A 22,584-nucleotide genomic window follows, 5' to 3' on the forward strand; every position below is an offset into this window, starting at 1 on the left:
CATGGCTAACATTCCTACTATTTCATTCGACGCCATCATTATTGGTGGCGGCGGTGCCGGCATGCGCGCTGCGCTGCAGCTGGCCCAGGGTGGGCACAAGACCGCCGTGATCACCAAGGTGTTCCCGACGCGTTCGCACACCGTATCGGCCCAGGGTGGCATTACCTGCGCCATCGCTTCCGCCGACCCGAACGATGACTGGCGCTGGCACATGTACGATACCGTCAAGGGTTCCGACTACATCGGTGACCAGGACGCTATCGAGTACATGTGTCAGGAAGGCCCGGCTGCGGTGTTCGAGCTGGACCACATGGGTCTGCCGTTCTCCCGTACCGAGCAAGGCCGTATCTATCAGCGTCCGTTCGGCGGCCAGTCCAAGGACTACGGTAAAGGTGGCCAGGCTGCCCGTACCTGCGCCGCGTCCGACCGTACCGGTCACGCGCTGCTGCATACCCTTTATCAGGGCAACCTGAAAGCCGGTACCACGTTCCTGAACGAGTACTACGCTGTCGATCTGGTGAAGAACGGCAAGGGCGAGTTCGTCGGCGTGATCGCCATCTGCATCGAAACCGGTGAAACCACCTACATCCGCGCCAAGGCTACCGTGCTGGCGACCGGCGGTGCAGGGCGTATCTACGCGTCGACCACCAATGCCCTGATCAACACCGGTGACGGCGTCGGCATGGCACTGCGTGCAGGCGTACCGGTGCAAGACATCGAAATGTGGCAGTTCCACCCGACCGGCATCGCCGGCGCCGGTGTACTGGTGACCGAAGGTTGCCGTGGTGAAGGTGGCTACCTGATCAACAAGCACGGCGAGCGTTTCATGGAGCGTTATGCGCCGAACGCGAAAGACCTTGCTGGTCGTGACGTCGTGGCCCGTTCGATGGTCAAGGAAATCATCGCTGGCAACGGCTGTGGCCCGAACGGCGACCACGTACTGCTCAAGCTCGATCACCTCGGCGAAGAAGTGCTGCACAGCCGTCTGCCAGGTATCTGCGAGCTGTCCAAGACCTTTGCTCACGTTGACCCGGTGGTTGCGCCGGTGCCAGTGGTTCCGACTTGCCACTATATGATGGGCGGCGTGCCGACCAACATTCATGGCCAGGCGATCACCCAGAACGCCGATGGTGTGGACGAGATCATCCATGGTCTGTTCGCGGTAGGCGAAGTGGCCTGCGTATCGGTTCACGGTGCCAACCGCCTGGGTGGCAACTCGCTGCTCGACCTGGTGGTATTCGGCCGCGCTGCCGGCCTGCACCTGGAAAAAGCCCTGACCGACGGCATCGAATACGATGACGCCACCGACGCCAACATCGAAACCGCCCTGGCGCGCCTGAACGCTCTGAACGAGCGCACTGACGGCGAAGACGTGGCAACCCTGCGTCGCGAGCTGCAAAGCTGCATGCAGAACTACTTCGGTGTGTTCCGTACCGGCGAATACATGCAGAAGGGCATCGCCCAGCTGGCCGACCTGCGCACGCGCATCGCCAACGTCAAGATCAACGATAAGAGCCAGGCGTTCAACACCGCTCGTATCGAAGCCCTTGAGCTGCAGAACCTGCTGGAAGTGGCAGAAGCGACTGCGATCGCCGCCGAGGTTCGTAAGGAATCCCGTGGCGCCCACGCTCGTGAAGACTTTGAAGACCGCGACGACGAGAACTGGTTGTGCCACACCCTGTACTTCCCGGGTGACAAGCGCGTAACCAAGCGTGCCGTGAACTTCTCGCCGAAGACGGTGCCGACGTTTGAACCGAAGATTCGGACTTACTAAGGGTGGCTGCCATGTTGAAAGTCAGTGTTTACCGCTACAACCCTGATCAGGACGCCGCGCCGTTCATGCAGGAGTTCCAGGTCGATACCGGTGGTAAAGACCTGATGGTGCTGGATGTACTGGCACTGATCAAAGAGCAGGACGAAGGTTTCTCCTATCGTCGCTCTTGCCGTGAAGGTGTGTGCGGTTCCGACGGCATGAACATCAACGGCAAAAACGGCCTGGCGTGCATCACGCCGCTGTCCGCCGTGGTCAAGGGCAACAAGCTGATCGTTCGTCCACTGCCAGGTTTGCCGGTTATCCGTGACCTGGTTGTCGATATGAGCATCTTCTACAAGCAATACGAGAAAGTTAAGCCATTCCTGCAGAACGACACGCCGGCTCCGGCCATCGAGCGTCTGCAGTCCCCGGAAGAGCGTGAAAAACTCGACGGCCTGTACGAGTGCATCCTGTGCGCTTGCTGCTCGACGTCCTGCCCGTCCTTCTGGTGGAACCCGGACAAGTTCCTGGGCCCGGCTGCACTGCTGCAAGCCTACCGCTTCCTGGCAGACAGCCGCGACACCAAGACGTCCGAGCGTCTGGCTTCACTGGATGACCCGTTCAGCGTATTCCGCTGCCGCGGGATCATGAACTGCGTCAACGTATGTCCCAAAGGCCTGAACCCGACTAAGGCCATTGGTCACATCCGTAACATGCTGCTGCAAAGCGGCGTGTAACTGACGTAAAAGCAGGACCGTTGTGCCCGTAAATGCTGCGGCGCAGGCTTCAACCGGCGCCGTAGTTTTAACTTGAGCAGCGACTTACAAAGCCGCGGCTCTTATTTTGAAGAAATGAGACAAGCAGGGGCATTCGGGTTGGTACCCGAACTATCAGCGTGATCCTAAGTGGCTTGTTTTGGTCGCTGCACTTGGCCTTTTGCAAGCAAACTCGGTGTTTTCGCCGGTGGTGTCCCCAAATCGAGGGTGACCAAGCATGCAAGAAAGCGTGATGCAGCGCATGTGGAACAGCGGCTATCTTTCAGGTGGTAACGCTGCCTATGTGGAAGAGCTTTATGAGCTCTACCTGCACGACCCTAACGCTGTGCCAGAAGAATGGCGCACCAAATTTCAGACGTTGTCTTCAGACGGCAACGCTGCCACCGATGTATCGCATGCTGCGATTCGCGATCATTTCGTGCTGCTGGCAAAGAACCAGCGCCGCGCCCAACCGGTTTCCGCCGGCAGCGTGAGCAGTGAGCACGAGAAGAAGCAAGTTGAAGTACTGCGACTGATCCAGGCTTACCGTATGCGTGGCCACCAGGCGGCCCAGCTTGACCCGCTGGGGCTCTGGCAGCGTCCTGCACCTGCTGACCTGTCGATCAATCATTACGGCTTGACCAATGCCGATCTTGATACGACCTTCCGTGCCGGCGACCTGTTCATCGGCAAAGAGGAAGCGAGCCTACGCGAAATTCACGAAGCGTTGCAGCAGACATATTGCCGCACCATCGGCGCTGAGTTCACGCACATCACCGATTCCGAGCAACGCCAGTGGTTCCAGCACCGCCTGGAAGGCGTGCGTGGCCGTCCGGTATTGTCCGCCGATGTGCGCAGCCACCTGCTCGAGCGCGTGACTGCCGCTGAAGGTCTCGAAAAATACCTGGGTACCAAATACCCGGGCACCAAGCGTTTCGGCCTGGAAGGCGGCGAAAGCCTGATTCCGATGCTCGACGAGCTGATCCAGCGTTCCGGTTCCTATGGCACCAAGGAAGTCGTGATCGGCATGGCCCACCGTGGTCGCCTGAACGTGTTGGTCAACACCTTCGGCAAGAACCCGCGCGAGCTGTTCGACGAGTTCGAAGGCAAGAAGAAGGTCGAACTGGGTTCCGGTGACGTTAAATACCACCAGGGCTTCTCGTCCAACGTCATGACCACCGGCGGTGAAGTTCACCTGGCCATGGCCTTCAACCCCTCCCACCTGGAAATCGTTTCTCCAGTGGTCGAGGGTTCGGTGCGGGCTCGCCAGGATCGTCGTAACGACACCACCGGTGAAAAGGTGCTGCCGATTTCCATCCACGGTGACGCGGCATTCGCCGGTCAAGGCGTGGTCCTGGAAACGTTCCAGATGTCGCAGACCCGCGGCTTCAAGACCGGCGGTACGGTTCACATCGTCATCAACAACCAGGTTGGCTTCACCATCAGCAACCCGCTGGATGCGCGCTCCACCGAGTACGCCACCGACGTTGCCAAGATGATCCAGGCGCCGATTCTCCATGTGAATGGCGATGATCCGGAAGCCGTACTGTTCGTGACCCAGTTGGCCGTTGACTACCGCATGCAATTCAAGCGTGACGTGGTGATCGACCTGGTTTGCTACCGCCGTCGCGGTCACAACGAAGCGGACGAACCAAGCGGCACCCAGCCGTTGATGTACCAGCAGATCACCAAGCAGCGCACCACCCGTGAGCTGTACGCCGAAAGCCTGACCAAGGCCGGCGTGCTGGATGATGCGCGTGTTCAGGCGAAAATCGATGAATACCGCAACGCGCTGGATAACGGCCTGCATGTAGTGAAGAGTCTGGTCAAAGAGCCGAACAAAGAGCTGTTCGTTGACTGGCGTCCGTACCTGGGGCACACCTGGACCGCGCGCCACGACACCAGCTTCGACTTGAAGACCTTGCAGGAGTTGTCTGCCAAGTTGCTGGAAATCCCTGAAGGCTTCGTGGTTCAGCGCCAGGTTGCGAAGATCTACGAAGACCGTCAGAAGATGCAAGCCGGCGGCCTGCCGATCAACTGGGGTTACGCCGAAACCATGGCGTACGCGACCCTGGCGTTCGAAGGTCACCCGATCCGCATGACCGGCCAGGACATCGGCCGCGGTACGTTCTCGCACCGTCATGCCGTGTTGCACAACCAGAAAGACGCGGGCACCTATATCCCGTTGCAGAACCTGTACGAAGGCCAGCCACGTTTCGACCTGTACGATTCGTTCCTGTCCGAAGAAGCCGTACTGGCGTTCGAATACGGCTACTCCACCACCACGCCGCAGGCGTTGGTGATCTGGGAAGCCCAGTTCGGCGACTTCGCCAACGGTGCCCAGGTGGTTATCGACCAGTTCATCACCAGCGGCGAGCACAAGTGGGGCCGTCTGTGCGGTCTGACCATGCTGTTGCCCCATGGTTATGAAGGGCAGGGTCCGGAGCACTCCTCGGCCCGTCTGGAACGTTACCTGCAGTTGTGCGCCGAGCACAACATCCAGGTGTGCGTGCCGACGACCCCGGCGCAGATCTACCACTTGCTGCGTCGCCAGGTAATCCGCCCGCTGCGCAAGCCGCTGGTCGTGTTGACCCCCAAATCGCTGTTGCGTCACAAATTGGCCGTTTCGACCCTGGAAGACCTGGCCGAAGGTTCGTTCCAGACCGTTATTCCAGAAATCGATACGCTGGACGCCGCCAAGGTCACTCGCCTGATCCTGTGCAGCGGCAAGGTCTACTACGATCTGCTGGAAAAACGCCGTGCCGAAGGCCGCGAAGACATCGCCATCGTGCGTATCGAGCAGCTTTACCCGTTCCCGGAAGATGACCTCATGGAGATCATCGCGCCTTACACCAACCTCACGAATGTCGTGTGGTGTCAGGAAGAACCGATGAACCAGGGCGCCTGGTACAGCAGCCAGCATCACCTGCGTCGCAGCATCGGCAACCACAACAAGGCTTTGGGCCTGGAGTACGCCGGTCGTGATGCATCTGCTGCACCTGCTTGTGGCTATGCGTCGATGCACGCCGAGCAGCAGGAAAAACTGCTGCAAGATGCTTTCACTGTTTAACGCCTTCGCGCTGACTGAAACCGAATTTTAAGGACCTACAGATAATGGCTATCGAAATCAAAGCCCCGTCATTCCCGGAATCGGTTGCCGATGGCACCGTTGCCACCTGGCACAAGAAACCAGGCGAGGCCGTCAAGCGTGACGACCTGATCGTCGACATCGAGACCGACAAGGTTGTGCTGGAAGTGCTGGCCGAAGCCGACGGCGTGCTGGGCGCGATCGTTGCAGAAGAAGGCGCTACCGTTCTGTCGAACCAGGTACTGGGCTCGATCGAAGAGGGCAGTGCTGCTGCCGCGCCTGCTGCTGCCGCACCGGCTGCCGCTGCCTCTGCTGCCCCGGCCGCCGCTCCGGCTGCAGGTGGCGAAGACCCAATCGCTGCACCGGCTGCGCGTCAACTGGCTGAAGAGAACGGTATCAACCTGGCTTCCATCAAAGGCACCGGCAAAGACGGCCGTGTTACCAAGGAAGACGTGGTTGCTGCTATTGAAGCCAAGAAAAACGCTCCGGCTGCCGCACCTGCCAAGGCCGCTGCTCCAGCTGCCGCCGCGCCTGTATTCGCCGCCGGCGACCGCACCGAGAAGCGCGTACCGATGACCCGTGTACGTGCCACCGTGGCCAAGCGCCTGGTTGAAGCTCAGTCGAACATGGCGATGCTGACCACGTTCAACGAAGTCGACATGACTGAAGTCATGGCCCTGCGTTCGAAGTACAAGGATCTGTTCGAGAAGTCCCACAACGGCGTGCGCCTGGGCTTCATGTCGTTCTTCGTGAAAGCGGCCACCGAAGCGCTCAAGCGCTTCCCGGCAGTCAACGCTTCCATCGACGGCGCCGACATCGTTTACCATGGCTATGCAGACATCGGCGTTGCCGTGTCCAGCGACCGTGGCCTGGTGGTTCCGGTTCTGCGTAACGCCGAGCTGATGAGCCTGGCCGAAATCGAAGGCGGCATCGCCGGCTTCGGCAAGAAAGCCCGTGACGGCAAGCTGACCATCGACGAGATGACCGGCGGTACCTTCACCATCACCAACGGTGGTACCTTCGGTTCGATGATGTCGACGCCGATCGTCAACCCACCGCAAGCTGCGATCCTGGGCATGCACAACATCATCCAGCGTCCGATGGCCATCAACGGCCAGGTCGTGATCCGCCCAATGATGTACCTGGCGCTGTCTTACGATCACCGCCTGATCGATGGTAAAGAAGCCGTGACGTTCCTGGTGACCATCAAGAACCTGCTGGAAGACCCGGCTCGCCTGCTTCTGGATATCTAAAAAGCAGCTGCAGGTCGCAAGCTGCAAGCGCCAAGCCCAAAGCGGCGAGCGGTGCTTTCAACTTGCGGCGTGCGGCTTGTAGCTTGCAGCTAAAAAGGGAACCTTTTTATGACACAGAAATTTGACGTTGTAGTGATTGGTGCAGGCCCTGGCGGCTATGTTGCCGCCATCAAGGCCGCACAACTGGGCCTCTCGACTGCATGCATCGAAAAGTACACCGACAAGGAAGGCAAACTGGCGCTGGGCGGTACCTGCCTGAACGTGGGTTGCATTCCGTCCAAGGCGCTGCTGGACAGCTCCTGGAAATTCCACGAAGCCCAGGATGGCTTCGCGATCCACGGTATCAACCATGCTGGCGTGACCATGGACGTGCCAGCGATGGTCGGCCGTAAAGCCAACATCGTCAAAGGCCTGACTTCCGGCGTTGCCACCTTGTTCAAGGCCAACGGCGTTACTTCCCTGCAAGGCCACGGCAAACTGCTGGCCGGCAAGAAAGTTGAAATCACCAAGCCGGACGGCTCGGTTGAAGTCATCGAAGCCGAGAACGTGATCCTGGCACCGGGTTCGCGTCCAATCGACATTCCACCGGCTCCAGTCGATCAGAACGTGATCGTTGATTCGACCGGCGCCCTGGAATTCCAGGCCGTACCTAAGCGCCTGGGCGTGATCGGCGCCGGCGTGATCGGCCTGGAGCTGGGTTCGGTATGGTCGCGCCTGGGTTCCGAAGTGACCGTGCTCGAAGCCCTGGACACGTTCCTGCTGGCTGCCGACACCGCCGTGTCCAAGGAAGCCTACAAGACCCTGACCAAGCAAGGTCTGGACATCAAGCTGGGCGCCCGTGTTACCGGTTCTAAAGTCAACGGCGAAGAAGTGGTCGTGACCTACACCGACAAGGAAGGCGAGCAGACCATCACCTTCGACAAGCTGATCGTAGCCGTTGGTCGCCGTCCAGTGACCACCGACCTGCTGGCCTCCGACAGCGGCGTGAGCATCGATGAGCGTGGTTTCATCCACGTTGACGATCACTGCGCAACCACCGTACCGGGCGTTTACGCGATCGGCGACGTGGTTCGTGGCATGATGCTGGCCCACAAGGCTTCCGAAGAAGGCATCATGGTTGTCGAGCGCATCAAGGGTCACAAGACCCAGATGAACTACGACCTGATTCCATCGGTTATCTACACCCACCCGGAAATTGCATGGGTCGGCAAGAACGAACAGCAGTTGAAAGCTGAAGGCGTTGAAGTTAACGTCGGCACCTTCCCGTTTGCCGCTTCTGGCCGTGCCATGGCAGCCAACGACACCGGTGGTTTTGTCAAAGTCATCGCTGATGCCAAGACTGACCGCGTATTGGGCGTCCACGTGATTGGCCCAAGCGCTGCAGAACTGGTTCAGCAAGGCGCTATCGGTATGGAATTCGGCACCAGCGCCGAAGACCTGGGCATGATGGTCTTCTCCCATCCGACCCTGTCCGAAGCGTTGCATGAAGCAGCGTTGGCTGTGAATGGCGGCGCCATCCACATCGCCAACCGCAAGAAGCGCTAAGCGAGATAATAAGAAACCACGGCGGAGTTGCCCGTCGTGAGCCTTGCGCGCAAGACTCACCGCGGAATATCCGCTGGACGCAGCCTTGCGCAGCTTTACGGGCCTTAAGCCCTGCAAGTTGCGCAAGCAGCAGTCACAGGTGGCGCGGCACTCATAATGAGCGCAGCGCCGAATGCGCAGTACCTAACGAAGACGGTAAAAAGCATGAATCTTCACGAGTATCAGGGTAAGCAGCTGTTCGCTGAATACGGCCTGCCAGTTTCCAAGGGCTACGCAGTAGACACCCCGGAAGCAGCAGCAGAAGCTTGCGACAAAATCGGCGGCAGCGAGTGGGTTGTCAAAGCCCAGGTCCACGCCGGTGGTCGCGGTAAAGCGGGCGGCGTTAAGCTGGTTCGCAGCAAAGAAGACGCCAAGGCCTTCGCACAGCAGTGGCTGGGCAAGCGTCTGGTGACTTACCAGACTGATGCCAATGGCCAGCCAGTCACCAAGATCCTGGTTGAATCGTGCACTGATATCGCTAAAGAGCTGTACCTGGGCGCTGTCGTTGACCGTTCGAGCCGTCGCATCGTGTTCATGGCTTCCACCGAAGGTGGCGTGGATATCGAGAAGATCGCTCACGAAACCCCAGAAAAAATTCTGAAAGCCACTATCGATCCACTGGTTGGCGCTCAGCCATTCCAGGGTCGCGAGCTGGCTTTCCAGCTGGGCCTGGAAGGCAAGCAAGTTGCCCAGTTCGCCAAGATCTTCGTCGGTCTGGCCAAACTGTTCCAGGATCACGATCTGGCCCTGCTGGAAGTGAACCCGCTGGTGATCAAGGCTGACGGCGATCTGCACTGCCTCGACGCCAAGATCAACATCGACGCCAACGCCATGTACCGTCAGCCTAAGCTGAAGACTTTCCATGATCCGTCCCAGGACGATCCGCGCGAAGCGCACGCTGCCAAGTTCGAACTGAACTACGTAGCCCTGGAAGGTAACATCGGCTGCATGGTCAACGGTGCCGGCCTGGCCATGGGTACCATGGACATCGTCAACCTGCATGGCGGCAAACCAGCCAACTTCCTCGACGTAGGTGGTGGCGCTACCAAGGAACGCGTTACCGAAGCGTTCAAGATCATCCTGTCCGACTCCAACGTCGCTGCAGTATTGGTCAACATCTTCGGCGGCATCGTTCGTTGCGACATGATTGCCGAAGGCATCATCGGTGCAGTGAAAGAAGTTGGCGTTAAAATCCCGGTTGTTGTTCGCCTTGAAGGTAACAACGCTGAACTGGGCGCTAAAGTACTGGCAGAAAGCGGTTTGAACATCATCGCGGCTACCAGCCTGACCGACGCTGCTCAACAAGTTGTCAAAGCTGCGGAGGGCAAATAATGAGCGTCCTGATCAATAAAGACACCAAAGTTATCTGCCAGGGTATTACCGGTTCGCAAGGTAGTTTCCACACCCAGCAAGCCATCGAATACGGCACCAAGATGGTTGGCGGCGTAACTCCGGGCAAAGGCGGCACCGAGCACCTGGGCCTGCCAGTGTTCAACACCGTGAAAGAAGCTGTAGAAACCACTGGCGCTACCGCCAGCGTGATCTACGTTCCAGCACCTTTCTGCAAAGATTCCATCCTGGAAGCGGCATTCGGCGGCATCAAGCTGATCGTGTGCATCACCGAAGGCATTCCTACCCTGGACATGCTGGACGCTAAAGTTAAGTGCGACGAGCTGGGCGTTGTCCTGATCGGCCCTAACTGCCCAGGCGTTATCACTCCAGGCGAATGCAAGATCGGCATCATGCCAGGTCACATTCACTTGCCAGGCAAAGTCGGTATCGTTTCCCGTTCCGGCACCCTGACCTACGAAGCTGTGAAGCAGACCACTGACGCCGGTTTCGGTCAGTCGACTTGCGTCGGCATCGGCGGTGACCCGATCCCAGGCTCCAACTTCATCGACATCCTGAAGCTGTTCCAGGAAGACCCGAAGACCGAAGCGATCGTCATGATCGGTGAGATCGGCGGTTCGGCTGAAGAAGAAGCCGCTGCCTACATCAAGGCACACGTGACCAAGCCGGTTGTTTCCTACATCGCTGGTGTGACTGCCCCTGCGGGCAAGCGCATGGGCCATGCTGGCGCAATCATCTCTGGCGGCAAGGGCACTGCAGACGAGAAGTTTGCTGCCCTGGAAGACGCAGGCGTGAAAACCGTGCGTTCGCTGGCAGACATCGGCAAGGCTTTGTCCGAGCTGACCGGTTGGGCTGTCAAGTAAGCCTCGCGCTTAGCTGACGCTTTACCAGCAAAGGCCACCTTCGGGTGGCCTTTGTGCATTTGGGCCCGCCCATTTATTGAAATGTACTCGGTCCCATGTGGGAGGGGGCTTGCTCCCGATGACGGTAAATCAGTCACTGATATATTGACTGGCACACTGCCATCGGGAGCAAGCCCCCTCCCACATTTTTATCTGCATTGCTAAATTAAATATGAAAACACGACATTGAAATGTCGCTTATCGGACAGTTCGCCCTGCAACAGTGCGTTTGTCAGGCTAATTCTGTACCCTAGCCGCCTCTTTATGCGTGCGCCTCCCAAAAGGAAGCCCCGCGCTGGACCGGTCGGTCCCGATCAGGACCGGCAGCCTTTCCCTCATCCATAGGGAAGCCCTCTCTAAATTCCGATTCAGTAGTGTGGTATTTCCTCAAATGAAAGTGTTGAAAAGCCAGGATATCCTGGCGTTGGGCTTTATGACCTTTGCCCTGTTCGTGGGCGCCGGCAACATCATCTTCCCGCCTATCGTGGGCTTGCAGTCCGGGCCACACGTCTGGATGGCCGCCTTGGGGTTCCTGATTACCGCAGTTGGCCTGCCGGTAGTCACTGTGATCGCACTGGCCAAGGTCGGCGGCGGTATGGATGCGCTGAGCAGCCCGATCGGCAAGATCGCCGGCGGCCTGCTCGCGGCGGCGGCGTACCTGGCGGTTGGGCCGCTGTTCGCCACGCCGCGTACCGCCACCGTCTCGTTCGAAGTGGGCCTGGCGCCGCTGACCGGCGAAAGCCCGTTGGCGCTGTTCCTCTACAGCGCGGTGTATTTCCTGGTGGTGTTTTTCGTGTCGCTGTACCCAGGGCGCCTGCTGGACACCGTGGGGCGTTTCCTCGCGCCGTTGAAGATCATCGCACTGGCCATCCTCGGCATCGCCGCGTTTGCCTTGCCGGCCGGTGAAGTCGGTGTCGCCACGCCGGAATACGTCGCCGCGCCATTCTCCCAGGGCTTTATCAATGGCTACCTGACCATGGATACCCTGGGTGCGCTGGTATTTGGCATTGTCATCGTCAATGCGATTCGCTCCCGTGGCGTGGAATCGCCCAAGCTGATCACGCGTTACGCAATCATTGCCGGGCTGATTGCCGGCGTGGGCCTGGCGCTGGTGTACATCAGCCTGTTCCGCCTGGGTTCGGGCAGCCATGCCGTGGCCGCAGGTGCCAGTAACGGCGCTGCGGTGCTGCACGCCTATGTACAACATACCTTCGGCTCACTGGGCAGCGGTTTCCTGGCGGTGCTGATTTCCCTGGCGTGCCTGGTCACCGCCGTGGGCCTGACCTGCGCCTGCGCCGAGTACTTCAGCCGTGTGCTGCCGCTGTCCTACAAGACCCTGGTGGTGATCCTCGCGCTGTTCTCGCTGTTCGTGTCCAACCTGGGCCTGACCAAGCTGATCGCGTTCTCCATCCCGGTGCTCACCGCGATCTACCCGCCGTGCATCGTGTTGGTGGCCCTGAGCTTCTGTAAGGATTTCTGGCAGGAGCAGGGCCGTATCGTTGGCCCGGTCATGCTGGTGTCGTTTATCTTTGGCTGCATCGATGCGCTCAAGGGCGCGGGCCTGGCGGATTGGATGCCGTCGCAACTGATGCACCTGCCGTTGAGCGAGCAGGGCCTGGCGTGGTTGGTGCCATCGGTGATGATCCTGGTGGTGGCGGTGGTGGTGGATCGCATGCTGGGCAAACGCAGCGAAGCCATCGCGTAGTACCGGTTGCAACGCATTGCTGAAATGCCCCGTATCAATCGATACGGGGCATTTTTTATGGGCGTCATGCAGTGTCTTTTTGCTTGAGCTAGCGTCGAACAGGTGACTCATTTCTCAAATGGAAACTGTGAACAAGGGCCCACATGTCGTTTGTCGAAACCAATCAAGTCCACCTGCTTGCTGCCCTATGGTTCATCCTGTGTTGGGGCGGTTATACCCGTTACGCCACCTGGAAGGCCCGCGACACGGCCTGCCTGGCCAGCGTGTTGCATCTGTATCGCGAAGACTGGATGCGCCGCATGTTGCTGCGCGATAACCGCATCGCCGACGCCAGCGTGATCGGTAACCTGGAGCGGAACGCCTCGTTCTTCGCCTCCAGCACCTTGATCATCCTCGCCGGCATCCTCACCGTGCTGGGCGCCTCCGAGCGGGCGGTATCGCTGCTGGCGGATATCCCCATGGTGCAGCAAGCCTCCCAGGGTATGTCGGAGATCAAGTTGCTGTGCCTGGCGCTGGTGTTCGTCTACGCCTTCTTCACCTTCAGCTGGTGCATGCGTCAGTACAACTTTGCCGCAGTGCTGGTGGGCTCGGCGCCGATGATCGGTGAGCGGCATGTGTCGGAGCAGGAGCGCAATGCGTTTGCCTTGCGGGCGGCGCGGGTGATTTCGATGGCGGCCAACCAGTTCAACTTTGGCCTGCGCGCTTATTACTTCGGCATGACCATGCTGGCCTGGTTTGTCAGCCCGTGGTTGTTCATGTTGATGAGCAGCGGGGTGGTATTAGTGCTTTACCGCCGTGAGTTCCATTCCGACGTTTTACAGGTGATGGTGTATACCCCGACGGAGATGCACGTCCCGGATCCGGCAAAAGACAACGTGTCTTGAACGCCGGATAAAACAACAGGCAAAGAAAAGCCCGCTTTATAAGCGGGCTATCTTTTGCAGCACTACAGCTTTACACCGTGCGATTACTGCTTGGCAGGCTCTGCAGGTGCGGCAGGTGCAGCTTCTTTCGCGGCGGCAGCGTTCGATTCGGCCTGAGCTTTGGCAGCATCGGCGTTTTCTTTCGCAGCGTCGTTCACTTTATCCTGTGCTTTCGCCATGTCTTGCTGAGCTTGCTCAGAATGTGCAGCGGCGTCTTGGGCTTTGTCTTCGGATTTCTTGTCGCAGGCAGCCAGGCCGAGGGTAGCGGCCAGCATCATGGAAATAGCTAATGTGTTGCGCATGGTGTTTCTCCTTATTGAAGATATCTACTGGCCTTTCGAACTCAAGGGGCCAGCATTAGTTCCTTTTGTTCCACAGATATATAAAGCTTTTCGCCAGGAACTTTCCAAATTATTACCTATCCGGCCCACCCACACTAATAAGAATTTAAAAACAATGACCGAAACCCCCTTGTTAGACCGCGCCACTCGCTTTGCTTCGGCGCTTCGCCATTGCCAGGTACTGGGGATTACGGTCCACGCTGCGACGGAGGAGGGCATGACGCTGGTGTTGCCCTACGGCGCGCATATCGTCGGTGATCCCCGCACCGGCGTCATCCACGGTGGCGCGCTGACTTCGTTGATGGACACCGCCTGCGGCATGGCCACCCTGTGCGTGCTGCCCGAGTTCGAGGTATGCCCGACCCTGGATTTGCGCATCGACTACATGCATCCCGCCGAGCCGCATAAACCGGTGTATGGCTTCGCCCAATGCTACCGGGTAACCACCGATGTGATCTTCACCCGCGGCGTGGCCTATCAGGACGATCCGCAGCAGCCCATTGCCCATGTAGTAGGCACCTTCATGCGCATGGGCAAGCACCTCAAGGGGCTGCCAGCATGAGTCATCGATTCAAGACCGGCCTGGAGCAAGCGCTTGGGCGCGGCGATTACGCGGCACTGCTCGATCTGGTTCCCTACGCAAAGCTGATTGGCGTCCAATGCTCGCGCTCAGGGGACGAATTGCTGTTTCGCCTGCCAGCCAACAAGGACAACATTGGTAACCCTATATTGCCGGCGCTGCATGGCGGGGTGATCGCCGGCTTCATGGAACTGTCAGCGGCGTTGCACTTGCTCGTATTTACCGGCGCCCCGGGCCTGCCGAAAATCATCGACTTCTCGCTGGATTACCTGCGCGCCGGCCATTTTCGCGACACCTACGCCACCTGTCAGGTGTGGCGCCAGGGCCGGCGTGTCGCCAACGTGGCGATCACCGCCTGGCAAACCACGTCAGCCGAACCAATTGCCACCGCTCGTGCACATTTCAAGATCGAGGAACCGCCGCGCCCTTGAAATCCAGGTTGGAGCCCCCAACTTTGATGACAACCCGCCGCCAACCCTTTCGGGCGCGGCCATTGCCATCCAATTGGAGTTTGATGACCATGAGTGTGGAAACTCAAAAGGAAACCCTGGGCTTCCAGACCGAGGTGAAGCAGCTGCTGCACCTCATGATCCATTCGCTGTATTCCAACAAGGAAATTTTCCTTCGCGAATTGATCTCGAACGCCTCTGACGCTGTCGACAAATTACGTTTCGAAGCCCTGTCCAAGCCTGAGTTGCTGGAAGGTGGCGCCGAACTGAAAATCCGTGTGAGCTACGACAAAGACGCCAAAACCGTCACCCTCGAAGACAACGGTATCGGCATGAGCCGTGACGATGCGATCACGCACCTGGGGACCATCGCCAAATCCGGCACCGCAGACTTCATGAAGAACCTGTCGGGCGACCAGAAAAAAGATTCTCACCTGATCGGCCAATTCGGCGTGGGTTTCTATTCGGCTTTCATCGTTGCCGACAAGGTAGAAGTGTTCAGCCGCCGCGCCGGTCTTGACGCCAGCGAAGGTGTGCACTGGGCTTCCAAAGGTGAGGGCGAGTTTGAAATCGCCACCCTCGACAAGCCTGACCGTGGCACCCGTATCGTGCTGCACCTGAAAGATGGCGAAGACGAATTCGCCGATGGCTGGCGCCTGCGCAACATCATCAAGAAATACTCCGACCACATCGCCCTGCCGATCGAGCTGCCGAAAGAACAGACGGCTGCCGAAGGCGAAGAAACACCTGCCGTCGAATGGGAAACCGTCAACCGCGCCAGCGCGCTGTGGACCCGTCCGCGTACCGAGATCAAGGACGAGGAATACCAGGAGTTCTACAAGCACATCGGCCACGATTACGAGAACCCGCTGAGCTGGAGCCACAACAAGGTCGAAGGCAAGCTGGAATACAGCTCGCTGCTCTACGTGCCGGCCCGTGCGCCGTTCGACCTGTACCAGCGCGAAGCGCCGAAAGGCCTGAAGCTTTACGTCCAGCGTGTGTTCGTGATGGACCAGGCGGAATCGTTCCTGCCGCTGTACCTGCGCTTCATCAAGGGCGTGGTCGACTCCAACGACCTGTCGCTGAACGTGTCGCGTGAGATCCTGCAAAAAGACCCGATCATCGACTCCATGAAGTCGGCGTTGACCAAGCGCGTACTCGACATGCTGGAAAAACTGGCGAAGAACGAGCCTGAGAAATACAAGGGCTTCTGGAAAAACTTCGGCCAGGTCATGAAAGAAGGTCCGGCAGAAGATTTCGCCAACAAGGAAAAAATCGCCGGCCTGCTGCGTTTTGCCTCGACTCAAGGTGAAGACGGTGAACAGGTTGTGTCGCTGGCCGACTACCTGGCACGCGCCAAGGAAGGTCAGGACAAGATCTACTACCTCACCGGTGAAACCTACGCTCAGGTTAAAAACAGCCCGCACCTGGAAGTCTTCCGCAAGAAAGGCATCGAAGTGCTGCTGCTGACCGACCGTATCGATGAGTGGCTGATGAGCTACCTCACCGAATTCGACGGCAAGTCGTTTGTGGACGTGGCGCGTGGCGACCTGGACCTGGGCAACCTGGATTCCGAGGAAGACAAGAAAGCCGCTGAAGAAGTCGCCAAGTCCAAAGAAGGCCTGGTTGAGCGCATCAAGGCGTCCCTGGGTGAAGCCGTCAGCGAAGTGCGGGTTTCCCATCGTCTGACCGATTCGCCGGCGATCCTGGCCATCGGCGAGCAGGACCTGGGCATGCAGATGCGTCAGATCCTCGAAGCCAGCGGTCAGAAGGTTCCGGATTCCAAGCCGATCTTCGAATTCAACCCGGCGCACCCGCTGATCGAGAAGCTCGACGGTGAGCAGAGCGAAGAGCGTTTTGGCGACTTGTCGCACATCCTCTTTGACCAGGCGGCCCTGGCCGCTGGCGACAGCCTGAAAGACCCGGCCGCTTATGTGCGCCGACTGAACAAGCTGTTGGTTGAACTGTCGGTTTAACACCGTTGTAGAAAAACCCGCTTCGGCGGGTTTTTTCGTTTTAGCGCACCTCAACTGGAGTGAATCATGAGCCAAGTCACACTACGTTCCGTGGTCTATCAGATTGATGGCCAGACTTATGAAAGCCGCTTGGCGTTCGATGCCAGCCACAAAGGCCCGCTGCCGGGGCTGTTGATGGCGCCGAACTGGATGGGCGTGAGCGCAGGGGCCGAAGAGATCGCCAAGAGCGTGGCCGGCCAAGGCTATGTGGTGTTGATCGCCGACCTCTATGGGCAAACCGTGCGCCCTTCGAACGGTGATGAGGCGGGTGCGGCGATGATGCCGCTGAAGAACGACCGTGCCTTGCTGAACAAGCGTATGCAAGCCGCCTTCGAACACCTGCAAAGCCAGACTGAAGCGGCTGTGGATACGTCGAAACTGGCGACCTTCGGCTTCTGCTTCGGTGGCTGCTGCTCCCTGGAGCTGGCCCGTACCGGTGCGCCGTTGAAAGCGGCGGTATCGTTCCATGGCACCCTCGACACACCGAACCCCGCAGATGCGAAGAACATCAAGGGTTCAGTGCTGGTGCTGCACGGCGCCTCGGACCCGCTGGTACCGAAAGAACAACTGCCGGCGTTCGAAGATGAAATGAACGCGGCGGGTGTGGATTGGCAATTGCTCAGCTACGGTGGCGCGGTGCATTCCTTTACCGACCCCGATGCCAATGTGCCCGGCAAGATGATGTATGACGCCAAGACAGCAGCGCGGGCGTTCCGGTCGATGCATAACTTGCTGGATGAGGTGTTCAAGGGCTGATTTTTTAGTGTCTGTTCGGACGCTATCGGGAGCAAGCCCCCTCCCACACTTGGATTGTGAATACATTGCAAATGTGGGAGGGGGCTTGCCCCCGATGACTATCTATCAGGCAACTCAATCCTTTCAGACTCCCCCGGCACCGTCGGCCAATCCCCAGCCGCCCAGCGCTGCCGTGCCTGTTCAATCACTGCCGGGTCGCTCGCCACGAAGTTCCAGTTGATCCGCCGTGGCCCATCCAGCGGCGCGCCGCCGAGTATCACCAGGTGGCAGGCACTCTCGGCAGACAGGGTCATCTCCTGCCCAGTCGGTAAGACCACCAGGCTGCGTACCTCCAGAACCTCACCGTCCAACTGCGCGTCACCCTCCAGCACATACACCGCGCGCTCCTCGTGCTCATCCGGAATCAGCAGGGTAGTGGCCGTCTGCATCCGCACGTCGGCGTACAGCGTGGGCGACAGCACCGGTACTGGCGACTTGAGACAGAACCCGCTGCCGGCGATCAGGCGCACCTGCACGCCCAGGTTATCGCTGACCGGCAAACTCGGCGCCGGATGATGGCTGTAGTGGCCAGGCCCGGTTTCGTGGTGCTTGGGCGATGCCAGCCACACTTGTAGCCCATGCAGCGTAAAACCACTGGCCTTGACCGCCTCGGGGGTGCGCTCGACGTGGGCAATCGCGCTGCCGGCAGTCATCCAGCTGACCTCGCCGGCCTGCACCACCTGGTCCGAGCCCAGGCTGTCTTTGTGCAGCAAGGTGCCTTCGAACAGATAGGTGAGGGTCGACAGCCCGATATGTGGATGCTGGCGGATATTCATCCCGCTGCCCGGCGCGTAACGGGTCGGCAGCATATGGTCGAAAAACACGAAAGGCCCGACGCTGCGGCATTCACGCGAGGGCAGTGGGCGCAGGATAGGCTGGCCCTCGACATCTTCGGGGCGAGGGCGGATCACGGTGAGCGTGGTCATGGGGGGCATCCCTGTCTGAGCGGGTTGGATGACGCTGAGCATAACCCGCTCGGACAGAGTTGGCGTTATTGGCTGAAGGCGCCTTCCGAAAGTGTGGTCTCGATGCTGACTTCGGCGGTGGTCATCAGTTTGTGCACCGGGCACTTGTCGGCGACACGGTGCAACTCATCGCGCTGAGCGTCGGTGAGTACGCCCTTGAGGGTCAGCTTGACGTTGAGCCTGTACTTACCTTTTTGCTCTTCGGCGGCGTCGTGGGTAACTTCTACCGTCACGCCGGTGAGCGGAATATCTTTCTTCTGCGCATAGAGCCTGACGGTCAAGGCCTTGCACGATGCCAGCGCAGCATCGAAGTAATCATGGGGAGAGGGCGCTGAATCGTCACCTCCCAGGCTCTTGGGCAGGTCGGTAAACAGCTCGTGGTTGTTGATAGCGACGCTGTGACGGAAATTCTCAGCGTTCAACGTATTGACGGTAACAGGCATGGCGAACCTCACAAGGCTGTGGATGACGGTCATGCAGTAATAGAACATGCCGACGCCGGGGCGTTCCAGGTTTTTGTCCGTGCTGAACCCTGATGTGTGGCGTAGGGTCTACCCGTATCAGCCCCTATCGAGGTATCACCGTGCTCTGGACCCGTGTGAGTTTTGCCCTGATGCTCGCCGCCAGCAGCCTTGCCGCGCAGGCCCGCGAGTATGCCTACAGCGATGCGCACCTGCATTACGTGGATTTTTTCCAGGAAACCGCAGGCATGGACAAGCTGCTCAAGGCCATGGCGGAGAATCGCATCGAACATGTAATGATTTCCGGCATTCCCGTGGCCAAGAAATGGCATGAGGACGAACCCAAGCGCCCGCGCTATTACGCAGGCGATGACGCCGATGCCTATTGGTACAGCGCCACCGATGTCATCGTCGCCGCCGCGGTCAATAAGCTGACCCCTGAACAGCGCCAGCACTTTCATCCGTTCCTGGCCGGTTTCAATCCAAACGACAAGAACTCCGCTGCCCACATCCAGCGCATGCTCGACCTCAACCCGGGGCTGTGGCAGGGCATAGGCGAGGTGTTTACCCGCCACGACGACCTCACCGCGCTGACCTCGGGTGACACACCACGCGCCAACAACGAAGCCATGACGCGCATTTATCACTTGGCGGCGGAGAACGACCTGCCGGTGATGGTGCACTCCAACATCACCTCCAAGCGCGAGCGCAACCCGTTGTACCTGGCCGAAATCGAGCAGCCGCTGCGCAACCATCCGCACACGCGCTTTATCTGGGCCCACGCCGGCACCAGCAAGGAAATCCATCGCCATCAGGTGCAAATGGAGTTCTTGCTGCCCACCTTGAATCGCCTGCTGGAAACCTACCCCAATCTGTATATCGACCTATCGTGGAGCATGCTCACCCCGTATTTGCTGGATGATGTCGGAAAGCCCCGGCCGGAGTGGGTCAAGCTGGTAGAGCGTTTCCCGGATCGCTTTATGCTGGGCTCTGACGTGGTAGGACGCTTCAACAAGCTGGGTAAGGAAATGCGCCGCTTTGATCCCTTCCTTGATGCATTGCCTGAAGACGTTGCCCACAAGGTCGCGCGGGATAACTTTTTGGCCATCCTGCCCAAGTCGCCTCGCGATGAGGGAGCGCATTGATAGCGGGTTTGGTTTTGTGTAATGACGTAAGGCGCCGTTAACGTACAGCGGTGGCGCGGTTTTTGTGTAGGGCTGGGGCTGAGGTGGCCCTATCGGTGCATAGGTATCTACACAACTTTGTAGCAGCAGCCTACGCTAACCACGATGCGAAGCGAGCCGCTCTTGATCTTGCTCTTGATCTAGGCGCCCCGTTAAACCACGCTGGCCGAACGCAGGTTTGAATCCGTGGGTAACCCGGCAGGACGCCGGGTTAGCCGCCCTGCGCCATGGATGGCGCATGGCGGCGGCCCACGGATTCAAGCCTGCGTTCGGGCACACCGAGCCGAAGCGAGGTGCCGAGTGGTGGGGCAAGAGCGTTTTGCTTACTTTTGCGCTTTTCAAAAGTGAGCCGCCGTTGGGCGGAACCCATAGCAGCCGTTACCGCAGCAACGGATATGTACTCGCTCTGATCCAGCATCCTGGTCGGCCCCGATGCAGGTGATCCGGTCTCATTCAATGGCCCATAAAAAAGCCCCGAACCAGTCGGGGCTTTTCATTGGATCAAGCTACAGGCCTTACTTGCCCTGCCAGCGTTTCAGCACCAGGGTGGCGTTGGTGCCACCAAAGCCGAAGCTGTTGCTCATCACGGTGTCGATTTTTACATCTTCAACGGTCTTGGTCAGGATCGGCATATCGGCGACGACCGGGTCGATCTCGTCGATGTTGGCCGAACCGGCCATGAAGTTGCCTTCCATCATCAGCAGGCAGTAGATCGCTTCGTGAACGCCAGCGGCGCCCAGAGAGTGACCCGACAGGCTCTTGGTGGAGCTGATTTTCGGCGCCTTGTCCCCGAATACCGCACGTACGCCTTCCATTTCCTTGGCGTCGCCGACCGGAGTCGAAGTGCCGTGGGTGTTCAGGTAGTCGATCGGGGTGTCCACGGTGGACATCGCCATCTGCATGCAACGGATGGCGCCTTCACCGCTTGGCGCAACCATGTCGTAGCCGTCGGACGTCGCACCGTAGCCGACGATTTCCGCGTAGATCTTGGCGCCACGGGCCAGGGCGTGTTCCAGTTCCTCGACCACGACCATGCCGCCACCGCCGGCGATGACGAAACCGTCACGCTTGGCGTCGTAGGCGCGGGAGGCCTTTTCCGGGGTTTCGTTGTACTGGGTGGATAGCGCACCCATGGCGTCGAACAGGAACGACTGGCTCCAATGTTCTTCTTCACCGCCGCCGGCGAATACGATGTCCTGCTTGCCCAGTTGAATCTGCTCAACGGCAGTGCCGATGCAGTGGGCGCTGGTGGCGCAGGCCGAGGAGATCGAGTAGTTGACACCCTTGATCTGGAACGGTGTGGCCAGGCAAGCCGAAACGGTGCTGCCCATGGTCCGCGTGACGCGGTACGGGCCAACGCGTTTCACGCCTTTTTCGCGCAGGATGTCCAGCGCTTCCATCTGGTTCAGGGTGGATGCGCCGCCGGAGCCGGCGATCAGGCCGGTACGTACGTTCGACACCTGGTCTTCGCTCAGGCCGGAGTCGGCGATCGCGTCTTTCATGGCCAGGTAGGCGTAGGCGGCAGCGTGGCCGACGAAGCGATAGATCTTGCGATCGATCAGTTCTTCGAGGGGCAGGTCGATGGAGCCGGAAACCTGGCTACGCAGACCCATTTCGGCATATTCCGGGTTGAAGCGGATGCCAGGGCGACTTGCACGCAGGTTAGCGGTGACGGTCTCTTTGTCATTGCCCAGGCAAGAAACGATGCCCAGACCAGTGATAACGACGCGGCGCATGCGGATAACCCTTAAAAGTTGTCAGTGGAAGTGAATACGCCGACCCGAAGGCCTTCGGCAGTATAGATCTCGCGACCGTCGACAGTCACCGAACCGTCAGCGATGGCCAGGTTCAGCTTGCCCTTGAGGACGCGCTTGATTTGAATGTTGTAGGTGACTTTCTTGGCGGTCGGCAAGACCTGGCCAAAGAACTTCACCTCGCCCGAACCCAGGGCGCGACCGCGACCCGGCAGGCCCTGCCAGCCAAGGTAAAAGCCGACCAGTTGCCACATGGCATCGAGGCCCAGGCAGCCCGGCATCACCGGGTCTCCTTCGAAGTGGCAGGCGAAGAACCACAGGTCAGGGGTGATATCCAGCTCGGCGACCAATTCACCTTTGCCGTACTTGCCGCCTTCTTCGCTGATATGGGTGATGCGATCCACCATCAGCATGTTCGGGGCGGGCAGTTGCGCGTTACCTGGGCCGAACAGCTCACCGCGACTGCAGCGCAGCAGGTCTTCCCGAGTAAAGGCGTTTTGTTTGGTCATGCGAGCTCCTCAATAATCCCATGCGGCAGGGTAGGGCAAATCTTCCCGAACCGAATGAAGCGTTCATGCCTCATAGCGGTAGCCTACACATAGACTATTGCGTTGTAGTGAAAGTCACAGCGTCAAGGTACTCAATGTACACTTGTTCACTGAAATGTTAAACCGGACCTGTTTATCGGCCCGTTCGGGTGCCTAAGACTGCCGCACTTTCGTCTTCC

General features: G+C 59.1%; 19 protein-coding genes. 14 read left to right on the forward strand and 5 right to left on the reverse strand.

Features of this window, described 5'->3' with window-relative positions:
* Window position 1 precedes the first annotated feature (1 nt).
* From sdhA to C4J92_RS08710, 9 genes are all read left to right on the forward strand, one after another.
* Window positions 2-1,774, forward strand: a complete 1,773-nt coding sequence (gene sdhA, locus C4J92_RS08670) for a succinate dehydrogenase flavoprotein subunit (RefSeq protein WP_124370170.1) — start codon at window positions 2-4, stop codon at window positions 1,772-1,774.
* A gap of 11 nt (window positions 1,775-1,785) precedes the next feature.
* Window positions 1,786-2,490, forward strand: coding sequence for a succinate dehydrogenase iron-sulfur subunit (locus C4J92_RS08675; RefSeq protein WP_003172807.1), 705 nt, complete (start codon window positions 1,786-1,788; stop codon window positions 2,488-2,490).
* Between the two features lie 256 nt (window positions 2,491-2,746).
* Window positions 2,747-5,578: a 2-oxoglutarate dehydrogenase E1 component gene (locus C4J92_RS08680; protein WP_124361978.1), complete on the forward strand. Its 2,832-nt coding sequence runs from the start codon at window positions 2,747-2,749 to the stop codon at window positions 5,576-5,578.
* A gap of 44 nt (window positions 5,579-5,622) precedes the next feature.
* Window positions 5,623-6,849, forward strand: coding sequence for a 2-oxoglutarate dehydrogenase complex dihydrolipoyllysine-residue succinyltransferase (gene odhB, locus C4J92_RS08685; RefSeq protein ID WP_124366429.1), 1,227 nt, complete (start codon window positions 5,623-5,625; stop codon window positions 6,847-6,849).
* Between the two features lie 108 nt (window positions 6,850-6,957).
* Window positions 6,958-8,394: a dihydrolipoyl dehydrogenase gene (lpdA, locus tag C4J92_RS08690; RefSeq protein WP_065949127.1), complete on the forward strand. Its 1,437-nt coding sequence runs from the start codon at window positions 6,958-6,960 to the stop codon at window positions 8,392-8,394.
* 204 nt (window positions 8,395-8,598) lie between these two features.
* A complete protein-coding gene (gene sucC, locus C4J92_RS08695; RefSeq protein ID WP_003190011.1) occupies window positions 8,599-9,765 on the forward strand; it encodes an ADP-forming succinate--CoA ligase subunit beta in 1,167 nt (388 codons plus the stop codon).
* Window positions 9,765-10,646 (forward strand): succinate--CoA ligase subunit alpha, encoded by an 882-nt coding sequence (gene sucD, locus C4J92_RS08700; protein WP_048729999.1) that lies wholly within the window; start codon window positions 9,765-9,767, stop codon window positions 10,644-10,646. Before sucC ends, sucD begins: the two co-directional genes overlap by 1 nt.
* Before the next feature lie 430 nt (window positions 10,647-11,076).
* Window positions 11,077-12,390: a branched-chain amino acid transport system II carrier protein gene (brnQ, locus tag C4J92_RS08705; protein WP_124403558.1), complete on the forward strand. Its 1,314-nt coding sequence runs from the start codon at window positions 11,077-11,079 to the stop codon at window positions 12,388-12,390.
* Between the two features lie 143 nt (window positions 12,391-12,533).
* Window positions 12,534-13,274, forward strand: coding sequence for a DUF599 domain-containing protein (locus C4J92_RS08710; RefSeq protein ID WP_124403559.1), 741 nt, complete (start codon window positions 12,534-12,536; stop codon window positions 13,272-13,274).
* A gap of 83 nt (window positions 13,275-13,357) precedes the next feature.
* On the opposite strand, the gene C4J92_RS08715 is transcribed toward C4J92_RS08710, so the two are convergent.
* On the reverse strand, window positions 13,358-13,615 hold the full coding sequence (locus C4J92_RS08715) for a hypothetical protein (protein WP_124370173.1): 258 nt from the start codon (window positions 13,613-13,615) through the stop codon (window positions 13,358-13,360).
* Between the two features lie 154 nt (window positions 13,616-13,769).
* On the opposite strand from C4J92_RS08715, the gene C4J92_RS08720 reads away from it, so the two are divergent.
* From C4J92_RS08720 to C4J92_RS08735, 4 genes are all read left to right on the forward strand, one after another.
* Window positions 13,770-14,216: a PaaI family thioesterase gene (locus C4J92_RS08720; protein WP_124403560.1), complete on the forward strand. Its 447-nt coding sequence runs from the start codon at window positions 13,770-13,772 to the stop codon at window positions 14,214-14,216.
* Window positions 14,213-14,665, forward strand: a complete 453-nt coding sequence (locus C4J92_RS08725) for a PaaI family thioesterase (RefSeq protein ID WP_124370175.1) — start codon at window positions 14,213-14,215, stop codon at window positions 14,663-14,665. The genes C4J92_RS08720 and C4J92_RS08725 overlap by 4 nt, the downstream gene beginning before the upstream one ends.
* Before the next feature lie 89 nt (window positions 14,666-14,754).
* A complete protein-coding gene (gene htpG / locus C4J92_RS08730) occupies window positions 14,755-16,659 on the forward strand; it encodes a molecular chaperone HtpG (protein WP_124366434.1) in 1,905 nt (634 codons plus the stop codon).
* 66 nt (window positions 16,660-16,725) lie between these two features.
* Window positions 16,726-17,454 (forward strand): dienelactone hydrolase family protein, encoded by a 729-nt coding sequence (locus tag C4J92_RS08735; protein ID WP_124403561.1) that lies wholly within the window; start codon window positions 16,726-16,728, stop codon window positions 17,452-17,454.
* 98 nt (window positions 17,455-17,552) lie between these two features.
* Here the strand turns inward: C4J92_RS08735 and C4J92_RS08740 are convergent, their stop codons facing one another.
* Window positions 17,553-18,419, reverse strand: coding sequence for a pirin family protein (locus C4J92_RS08740; protein ID WP_124403562.1), 867 nt, complete (start codon window positions 18,417-18,419; stop codon window positions 17,553-17,555).
* Window positions 18,420-18,484: 65 nt separating this feature from the next.
* Window positions 18,485-18,901 (reverse strand): OsmC family protein, encoded by a 417-nt coding sequence (locus C4J92_RS08745; RefSeq protein WP_124361989.1) that lies wholly within the window; start codon window positions 18,899-18,901, stop codon window positions 18,485-18,487.
* Between the two features lie 170 nt (window positions 18,902-19,071).
* On the opposite strand from C4J92_RS08745, the gene C4J92_RS08750 reads away from it, so the two are divergent.
* Complete coding sequence (locus tag C4J92_RS08750; protein ID WP_372238388.1) at window positions 19,072-20,064, forward strand: amidohydrolase family protein; 993 nt, start codon at window positions 19,072-19,074, stop codon at window positions 20,062-20,064.
* Between the two features lie 554 nt (window positions 20,065-20,618).
* Here the strand turns inward: C4J92_RS08750 and fabB are convergent.
* Both fabB and fabA read right to left on the reverse strand, forming a co-directional pair.
* Window positions 20,619-21,839: a beta-ketoacyl-ACP synthase I gene (gene fabB / locus C4J92_RS08765; protein ID WP_124366438.1), complete on the reverse strand. Its 1,221-nt coding sequence runs from the start codon at window positions 21,837-21,839 to the stop codon at window positions 20,619-20,621.
* Window positions 21,840-21,850: 11 nt separating this feature from the next.
* Window positions 21,851-22,366 (reverse strand): 3-hydroxyacyl-[acyl-carrier-protein] dehydratase FabA, encoded by a 516-nt coding sequence (gene fabA, locus C4J92_RS08770; RefSeq protein ID WP_003210552.1) that lies wholly within the window; start codon window positions 22,364-22,366, stop codon window positions 21,851-21,853.
* Between the last annotated feature and the right edge of the window lie 218 nt (window positions 22,367-22,584).

The sequence above is a fragment of the Pseudomonas sp. R3-18-08 genome, assembly GCF_003852065.1.
GTDB lineage: Bacteria > Pseudomonadota > Gammaproteobacteria > Pseudomonadales > Pseudomonadaceae > Aquipseudomonas.